Genomic DNA, 7,791 nt, shown 5'->3' with positions numbered 1-7,791 from the left:
GTAAGTTCCAATTCTTACAAAGTACATGGGATTCAGTAGCACCATCTGAATATCAAGGTCAACCAGCTGCTTCAGCACCAGAATCAGTACAAGATGCTGCAGCTCAAAAACTATATGACACAGAAGGTGCATCACAATGGGTTACTGCATAAATTGTAAAGTAACTAAATATCATATGAATATAGAAAATTAATGTTGTACATTAAGTCCCGGCTTCTTAAAACAGAAGTCGGGATTTTTTTGATCATTAAGTAATCCATACTACGATAATTAAAAGATTTTTAGAGTTTGAGTATTTCAATGAACATGGAATAAAGTTAATTTATGTCATCTGTGGCTTATTTTGAAAGGGATATTTTTAAAATAGTTACTAATTCATATTTAAACGGGTAGGTATAATAGTGATACTTTGATCGATTTGACTAGAATAAAATAGTTGAATGGAATCGTCATTAAAAAAAGGAGTTTAAATATGAGGAAACTTATAGTATTTTTACACAGTAGTTTAGATGGGTTTGTAGAAGGTCCTAAAGGTGCAATGGATATCGGCTGGGTTGCTTATAATCATGAGTAGAGGATTTTGCGGATAGCGTGTTGAGCACAGCTGACACGATTATATGGGGACGAAAAACCTATGAAATGATGTATGACTATTGGCCAACAGTTCCTTCAGATGAAAATGCTAGTGAACATGAGTTAAACCATGCTAAATGGATTGAAAATGTTGAAAAAATTGTTTTTTCTAAAGTGCTAGAAAGTGTTGAATGGAATAACTCAAAGCTAATAAAAGATCACGTGGAAGAAGAAATTAATAAATTAAAACAGTGTGAAGGCGGAGATATTGTCGTATTAGGTAGTCCAAGGTTTGCGCATTATTTAATGCAATTAAATTTAGTGGATGCGTATAAAATTACGATTTCACCAACATTAATAGGCAAAGGGTTACCGTTATTTCAAAATATAAATGATCAAATGGCGCTTAAATTAATAGCGAGTGAGACTTTTGAATCAGGTGCTTTAGGCTTGAATTATCAAATATTAAAATAATGAATGAGCGTGTAAACAATCAACCTCAACATTGAGAAGAAAATATCGTTTGCACGCTTTTTTAATTATTAATGTAAATGTATTGTCAGGTTTAATCGATATGTTGATTACTCATTATGGTATGCAAGTTCCAATGCAGCGATATCAAATTTTTTCATTTTTAGAAAAGCTTCAGTGACACGGTTGAGCTGTTCTTGCGTGCCATGTGACATCATTTCATCTAACTGTTTCGGAACAATTTGCCAAGACACACCAAATTTATCTTTTAGCCAACCACATTGTTCAGCTTCAGGCACAGCTGACAATTTATGCCAATAAGCATCTAGTTCAACCTGGTTATCTAATGTAACGATTAATGAAATACCTTCGTTAAACTGGTAATTATAGTCATAAGCACTATCCATACATGTGAACCATTGATTTTCAATTTTAAAGCGTGCATGTGCTAACTGTGATGTTTTATTTGGTTCAAGGCCTTCAGGATAATAAAATTTACCACCTTGTTCGCTATTATTAAATACTTCATTGTAGAAATTAATCGCTTCTTCGGCACGTCCAACATTGTCATTCATAAACATTAATGATGGCTCAATGCGATTCGTAATAGGGATATCTGTGACGAGTAGTTGCCAAGATACATCATATTGGTCTTGTACCCAGCCATATTTTTCACTGAAATCGTATTGATCCAAAGGCATAATAGCTTTTCCGTTCTTGATTAACTTGCTATAGACGCTTTCTAATAAATCTATTTCAGATTTGTTAAAGAGAACGGTAAATGAAATTGAAGGATTTTTAACGAAATATGGCCCAGCATTAATAGCCATAAAGCGATAATTAAAGATATTAAAAATTAGTTGTTGTGCGTCTCCAGAAGGTGTATCCTGCAATATTGCTTTTTTAATAATTTTAGTTTCAGGGAAAACACTTGTGTAAAAATTCACCGCTTGTTCTGCTTCAGTGTCAAACCATAAGTGTGGAACGATTTTTTGATTATACATCATTTCATCTCCTGTATTTTAAATATTGTAATATATGCTATATACCCTAAATAAAACCTTAAATACAGATAGTTAGTTACATAAAAAATCTCTGCTATGTATACATAACAGAGATTGTGTTTGATTATTTAACTAATTCTTTAAAATTTTCTAAGCGTTTTGCTTTTTCTTCGTCACTAATGTCATGTTTTTTAACATAACGATTATTTTCATGTGCAGCACATTCATGAGAACATGCACCTAAATAACGTGCTTCATTTTCTTCTGATACAAGAATTTGCTTATTACATTCAGGGTTACTACAATTAATATAGCGTTCGCAAGGCGTGCCGTCGAACCACTCTTTTCCGACTACTGTCTTATCTACATGGTTTACTTCCACGCTAATACGTTCGTCGAATACGTACATTTTACCATCCCAGAATTCACCTTTTGTTTCAGGATCTTTCCCGTAAGTAGCAATACCGCCTTCAAGTTGACTTACATTGTCAAAGCCTTCTTTTAGTAAGTAGCCAGAGAATTTTTCACAACGAATGCCACCGGTACAATACGTAACGATTTTTTTATCCATAAATTGTTCTTTATTTTCTTTGATCCAGTCAGGTAGGTCTCTAAATCTTGTGATATCTGGTCTAACTGCACCACGGAAATGACCTAAATCGTATTCGTAATCATTTCTAGCATCAATGACGACTGTATCATCTGATAATAAAGCTTCTCTAAATTCTTTTGGCGATAAGTAATTACCAGTAAGTTCTCTAGGATCTACATCTTCTTCAAGATCTAGTGCCACGATTTCTTGTCTAGGACGTACGTGCATTTTTTTGAAGGCATGGGCTTCAGCTTCATCGACTTTAAATGTAATCCCTTGGAATCTAGCATCGTTTTTTAATGTTTTCATGTATTTATCAGTAGCCTCAACAGTTCCAGAAACAGTTCCATTAATACCCTCAGTTGATACGAGGATACGCCCTTTAAGCTCTAAGTCTTTACAAAATTCTAAATGCTCAGTAGCAAATAATTCAGGGTCATCAATCGTTGTATACTTGTAATATAATAATACTCTATAATCCATGATTTTATTCTCCTTTTATTTATGCTTTCCCTTATAAATTTATATAAAATATTGGTTTCATTTTGCGTTAATATAATGAATGACAGAATCTTTGATTTAATAAGGTTTGTTTATTTTTGAGATTAAACACAAAATTATCATTATTACATTATAACAAAAAAGGGATATTATTCAATTTATAAATTGAAGTAAATTAAATTTTTTGATTATACAAGTATTGTTTTAAAAATGAAACACAAATAAGTCCGGACATAAATCAATGTCTCGGACTCATCATAATGTGGCAAGTAGATAGAACTTATGCTTAGGCCGTAGCTCAAGTGAACTAAAGTGCTACTTCTATAGTGAGATGGTATAAAATCACTTATTTTTGTTTGTGAATATAAGCGCGCAAACTAAGCCAATGGTGCTAATTGCAAAAATAATATTCATGATCGATAATGTTTCGATAATAACGACATCTTTACCGAGTCTCTCGAAAGCATTTTGTTGCATTTCTTTTTCTGAACTTAAATTACTTTCGGATCTCGTTTGTTTATTTTCAATATCTTCTAACATTCTTTTTTCTACTTTAGGCATATAATACCTCCTTATAATAATTATTTTCCCTTTTCGAAAAAACTCAATCATATTGTATAATGCAGAGTAATTAGATGACATTGAAATAAAATGGTTAAATATCTATACTCGACTAACAAGGATAAAAAATAAGGAGTGGATCGAATTGGAAACAATTTATTTAGCTGGTGGCTGCCTTTGGGGTGTACAAGCATTTGTGAAAACGTTGCCCGGTGTTATCCATACGGAAGGTGGGAGAGCCAACGGTGTAACGGATACGTTAGATGGTGAATACGATGGTTATGTAGAAGTTGTTAAGACACAATTTGATCCGCAAAAAGTATCCGTCACTGAATTAATAGGTTATTTATTTGAGATTATAAATCCGTATAGTGTGAATAAACAAGGACAAGATGTCGGACTAAAATATAGAACTGGAGTATATAGTGAGGATGTGGCACATTTAAAAGAAGCTCAAAAATATATAGATGCTATCGAGGATCATCATCTTATTGCAACAGAAATATTGCCTTTGACAAATTATGTAAGAAGCGCAGAAGAACACCAAGATAGGCTTACAAAATTCCCAGATGATTATTGCCATCTACCTGAAGCGCTCGTAAATAAATATAAATAGAAACAAAAAACCCTTCTCTAAAACATTCCTACTTACTTGAGGCATGTTAGAAAAGGGTTTTATTTATACGGCTTTATTTAAAGAAACCTAAGATAAAGTCTACACCTTTAGCTAAAACATCTGCGATACTAACGCCCATTGTTGCCCAGTCGTGTGCTATACCTGCATTTACTGCATTACCAATTGCTTCAACGATTCCTGCCATGTGTGACACTCCTTTATTTTAGAAATTTAAATTAAAACCAACGCTTTAATTTATTAAATACAATATATCTAATTTTATTAATTAATTGCACAAAAATGCCTAACTTATACTTTTTTATTCCTAAGTGTAATAATAGTTTTTTTATAGGAATTGTGAGAAATGAATAATTATTTTATTTTTTATAATCTTGTAAAGTTGTCTATTTTGGTAGAGGGGGATTAAATGTCATCAGGAACTTAGACGAATTTTCTTGATCAACTTGAAAGAATTATTAGAAATTATTCGTAGAATTGATCAATTAATTAAAAAAGGGTCAGATGCTTTAATTAATTGGGGATGGTTGCTATTAAATTCGTACAAAAGTTTATGTAGATAATGAATAGTTAACTGATAATTAAAATGCACATTTCTAAAAATCATAGAAATGTGCATTTGTTATATTAACTTAACCTAATAGTGCATCAGGTATAATCTTGTAAATTATTTCAGACAATTCTTTGGGCGTTTCTTGTTGACCATTGTTAACCCATTCTTGAATGACACCAAATATAGCGTTGCTTAAAAATATTATAAAATAGTGTTGTTCTTGCTGGCTAAAAGGACCTACTTTGATGTGAGGGAAAACATTTACTTTGGCATTATACTGTAACATTTCTTTTAACTGATTTTGTATATAGGGAGAGCCGTTCTTAGAAATTAGTAATAGTAAAAGTTCGGCTTCATTATTCCAAAAATTAAGCATATGATAATATAGCAAATGGCGTTCGCTGTGTAATAAGTTTTGAACTCTTTTACTACCTTCTTTTGTGATTTCATATTGGTATTGTTGTACCAAATCGAATTTATCTTTGTAGTGTAAGTAAAAAGTGCCTCGACTGACACCAGCTTCTTCACATATGTCCTTCACTGAAATGTCATCATATTTTTTTATTTTCAACAGTGAAATTAACGCTTTCCTAGTATTTCTTTTGGTTTTGAGAATACGTGCATCGGTCATTATTTCTTCATTCAATTAAAGTCACTCCAAATATTATTAGACATAATTTCAATATGTTCATTAAAGGGTATTTTTTCATTGATTTTATAGATTTGAGATATATAATCACATTATGAATGATAATTGACATAGCGTCTAATTAGGAGGGGTCATATGTCTGAACAAGTAGCGAGATTAAGAAGTGCGACTAAATATTACGGCAAAAAGAAAGTATTAGATAACATTGATATAGAACTTTCAACTGGTAAAATATTAGGATTAATAGGTCCAAGTGGTTCTGGCAAAACAACTACGATTAAATGTTTAATGGGTATGGAAAAATTAGATAAAGGTTATGCTCAAATCTTCGATACTGAAATACCAGATCGCAAAATTTTAAATGAAATTGGTTATATGGGGCAAAGTGATGCACTGTATGAATCTTTAACAGCTTGGGAAAATCTGGTATTTTTTGGAAATTTAATGGGTTTAGATGGAAAACAGCTAAAACAAGCAATAGATAAAAATATGAAACTGGTTCATTTAGAAAATGAACTAAATAATATTGTTAATACGTTTTCTGGTGGGATGAAGCGAAGATTATCTCTAGCTATTACGTTACTTGCTAATCCTAATCTTATTATTTTAGATGAACCTACAGTAGGTATAGACCCAAGTTTAAGAAGAGATATTTGGAAGCAATTAAATAATTTAACTGCACATGGTAAATCAGTGATTATAACGACACATGTTATGGGAGAAGCTGAGCGTTGTGATTATATCGGTTTAATTGTTGAAGGGCGCTTATTTACTATGGGGACACCACAAGAATTAAAAAAGAAATTTAATGTGACATCTATAGAAGAGGTGTTTATTAAAGCAGAATCGGAGGTGCAAACATGAGATTTAAAGCTGTCTTTATAAGAGTGACAAAAGAATTACTCAGAGATAAAAGAACATTGGCACTTATGCTGTTTGCACCACTGCTCGTTTTAACGCTATTATATTTTGTGTTCGATACGAATTCAGAAACAAATTTAAAAATCGGTGTCGATGATCATGTACCAGAAAAAATTGTAAACGCATTGCCGTCAAATAAGGTAGATATAGTACATATACAATCACCTGATTCTATAAAAAAAACGATTGTCGATTCGAAATTGGACAGTTATCTTACAAAACACGGTTCTAACATAGAAGTAACATATACAAATGAAGACCCAAGTAAAACAGCTTCTACAAAGCAATTACTAGGCAGTGTTATGCAAAAAAATAAAATGCAAGATATGGTGGACATTGTCGAGAAATTGCCTGACCATATGAAACAAGGTAATGCACAATCATCTGAAAGTATTAAATTAGATAATCATTATTTATATGGGGATGCAGATAGCACTTATTTTGATAAAATGTTTCCGATACTTATTGGTTTCTTCGTATTCTTGTTTGTATTTTTAATATCTGGTATAGGGTTATTACGAGAACGCACAAATGGGACACTTGAACGTTTATTAGCAACATCGGTTAAACGTAGTGAAATCGTGTTTGGCTATCTAGTTGGATATGGCTTATTTGCCATTCTTCAAACACTGCTTATTGTATTTTATGCCATACTCATATTGAATATTGAAGTAGTAGGTAGTATTTGGTGGGTATTGTTGATTAACATTTTAATCGCATTAGCTGCACTCTCAATGGGAATATTCGTTTCAACTTTTGCAAATTCAGAATTCCAAATGATGCAATTTATTCCAATCGTTGCGATACCACAAGTTTTCTTCTCAGGTATTATTCCATTAGAAAATATTACAAATTGGGTCAGCGTTATTGGTTATCTGTTTCCATTAAGATATGCTGGTGATGCATTGACTAATATAATGATCAAAGGCCAAGGATTCGAATTCATATGGTTTGATGTTTGTATTCTATTTGTGTTTATTTTTGTATTTACAATACTCAATATTGTGGGTCTTAAACGTTATAGAAAAGTTTAATTGAGATTAGCGATGAGTAAAAAAATTTAAAAATAATAATTTGAAGGCTTTTATTCAAAAGGTCACTGTATAAGTGTCAATTTGAATAGAAGTCTTTTTTTGTTAAATTAATTGTATGCAAATATAAAAACATTGAAGTATTTTTCAAAAGTTATAAAATATTCGAAGATATAGTGCAATATTATCATTGTATAATCATTTGTCTTTAATTTTTTTGATTGAAACATTAAAATTGAGTAAAAGGGTACATAACCTTTTATTTATTATATATAATTGTACATAATAAAAACGATTTAGG

General features: G+C 31.5%; 9 protein-coding genes and 1 pseudogene. 5 read left to right on the top strand and 5 right to left on the bottom strand.

From position 1 onward, the window contains the following. Both BTJ66_RS12655 and BTJ66_RS12650 read left to right on the top strand, forming a co-directional pair. Window positions 1-152 (top strand): transglycosylase family protein (locus BTJ66_RS12655; RefSeq protein WP_161940562.1); only part of this gene is annotated, 152 nt, incomplete at its 5' end. Window positions 153-472: 320 nt separating this feature from the next. After that, window positions 473-1,047: pseudogene (locus BTJ66_RS12650) on the top strand (dihydrofolate reductase family protein). 107 nt (window positions 1,048-1,154) lie between these two features. Here the strand turns inward: BTJ66_RS12650 and BTJ66_RS12645 are convergent. The 3 genes from BTJ66_RS12645 to BTJ66_RS12635 form a co-directional block, all read right to left on the bottom strand. Next, window positions 1,155-2,048, bottom strand: a complete 894-nt coding sequence (locus BTJ66_RS12645; protein ID WP_167380400.1) for a VOC family protein — start codon at window positions 2,046-2,048, stop codon at window positions 1,155-1,157. A 124-nt stretch (window positions 2,049-2,172) separates the two neighbouring features. Continuing rightward, window positions 2,173-3,123, bottom strand: a complete 951-nt coding sequence (trhO, locus tag BTJ66_RS12640) for an oxygen-dependent tRNA uridine(34) hydroxylase TrhO (RefSeq protein WP_099091301.1) — start codon at window positions 3,121-3,123, stop codon at window positions 2,173-2,175. 360 nt (window positions 3,124-3,483) lie between these two features. Continuing rightward, window positions 3,484-3,702, bottom strand: coding sequence for a hypothetical protein (locus tag BTJ66_RS12635; RefSeq protein WP_099091300.1), 219 nt, complete (start codon window positions 3,700-3,702; stop codon window positions 3,484-3,486). 145 nt (window positions 3,703-3,847) lie between these two features. Between BTJ66_RS12635 and BTJ66_RS12630 the strand changes: the two genes are divergently transcribed. Next, a complete protein-coding gene (locus BTJ66_RS12630; RefSeq protein ID WP_099091299.1) occupies window positions 3,848-4,318 on the top strand; it encodes a peptide-methionine (S)-S-oxide reductase in 471 nt (156 codons plus the stop codon). Between the two features lie 73 nt (window positions 4,319-4,391). Here BTJ66_RS12630 and BTJ66_RS12625 read toward each other — a convergent pair whose 3' ends face one another. After that, window positions 4,392-4,523, bottom strand: coding sequence for a beta-class phenol-soluble modulin (locus tag BTJ66_RS12625; RefSeq protein ID WP_099091298.1), 132 nt, complete (start codon window positions 4,521-4,523; stop codon window positions 4,392-4,394). Window positions 4,524-4,968: 445 nt separating this feature from the next. After that, window positions 4,969-5,535 carry a TetR/AcrR family transcriptional regulator gene (locus BTJ66_RS12620; RefSeq protein ID WP_099091297.1) on the bottom strand — a complete coding sequence of 189 codons (567 nt, stop codon included), beginning with the start codon at window positions 5,533-5,535 and terminating at the stop codon, window positions 4,969-4,971. A 138-nt stretch (window positions 5,536-5,673) separates the two neighbouring features. Here BTJ66_RS12620 and BTJ66_RS12615 point away from each other — a divergent pair, with 138 nt between their 5' ends. Both BTJ66_RS12615 and BTJ66_RS12610 read left to right on the top strand, forming a co-directional pair. Further along, window positions 5,674-6,402 carry an ABC transporter ATP-binding protein gene (locus tag BTJ66_RS12615; RefSeq protein ID WP_099091296.1) on the top strand — a complete coding sequence of 243 codons (729 nt, stop codon included), beginning with the start codon at window positions 5,674-5,676 and terminating at the stop codon, window positions 6,400-6,402. Next, entirely contained in the window at window positions 6,399-7,493 is a 1,095-nt protein-coding gene (locus BTJ66_RS12610) for an ABC transporter permease (RefSeq protein WP_099091295.1), read from the top strand. Before BTJ66_RS12615 ends, BTJ66_RS12610 begins: the two co-directional genes overlap by 4 nt. The last annotated feature ends 298 nt before the right edge of the window (window positions 7,494-7,791 follow it).

The sequence above is a fragment of the Staphylococcus edaphicus genome, assembly GCF_002614725.1.
GTDB classification, from domain to species: Bacteria; Bacillota; Bacilli; order Staphylococcales; family Staphylococcaceae; genus Staphylococcus; species Staphylococcus edaphicus.
The sequence above is the reverse complement of the archived record's forward strand: the minus strand, read 5'-3'. Positions and strand labels throughout refer to the sequence as shown.

What these genes read in the sequence shown, in the direction of transcription:
- BTJ66_RS12645 (WP_167380400.1), bottom strand. Translation starts at nt 2,048, where the DNA reads ATGTATAATCAAAAAATCGTTCCACACTTATGGTTTGACACTGAAGCA.
- trhO (WP_099091301.1), bottom strand. Translation starts at nt 3,123, where the DNA reads ATGGATTATAGAGTATTATTATATTACAAGTATACAACGATTGATGAC.
- BTJ66_RS12635 (WP_099091300.1), bottom strand. Translation starts at nt 3,702, where the DNA reads ATGCCTAAAGTAGAAAAAAGAATGTTAGAAGATATTGAAAATAAACAA.
- BTJ66_RS12625 (WP_099091298.1), bottom strand. Translation starts at nt 4,523, where the DNA reads ATGGCAGGAATCGTTGAAGCAATTGGTAATGCAGTAAATGCAGGTATA.
- BTJ66_RS12615 (WP_099091296.1), top strand. Translation starts at nt 5,674, where the DNA reads ATGTCTGAACAAGTAGCGAGATTAAGAAGTGCGACTAAATATTACGGC.
- BTJ66_RS12610 (WP_099091295.1), top strand. Translation starts at nt 6,399, where the DNA reads ATGAGATTTAAAGCTGTCTTTATAAGAGTGACAAAAGAATTACTCAGA.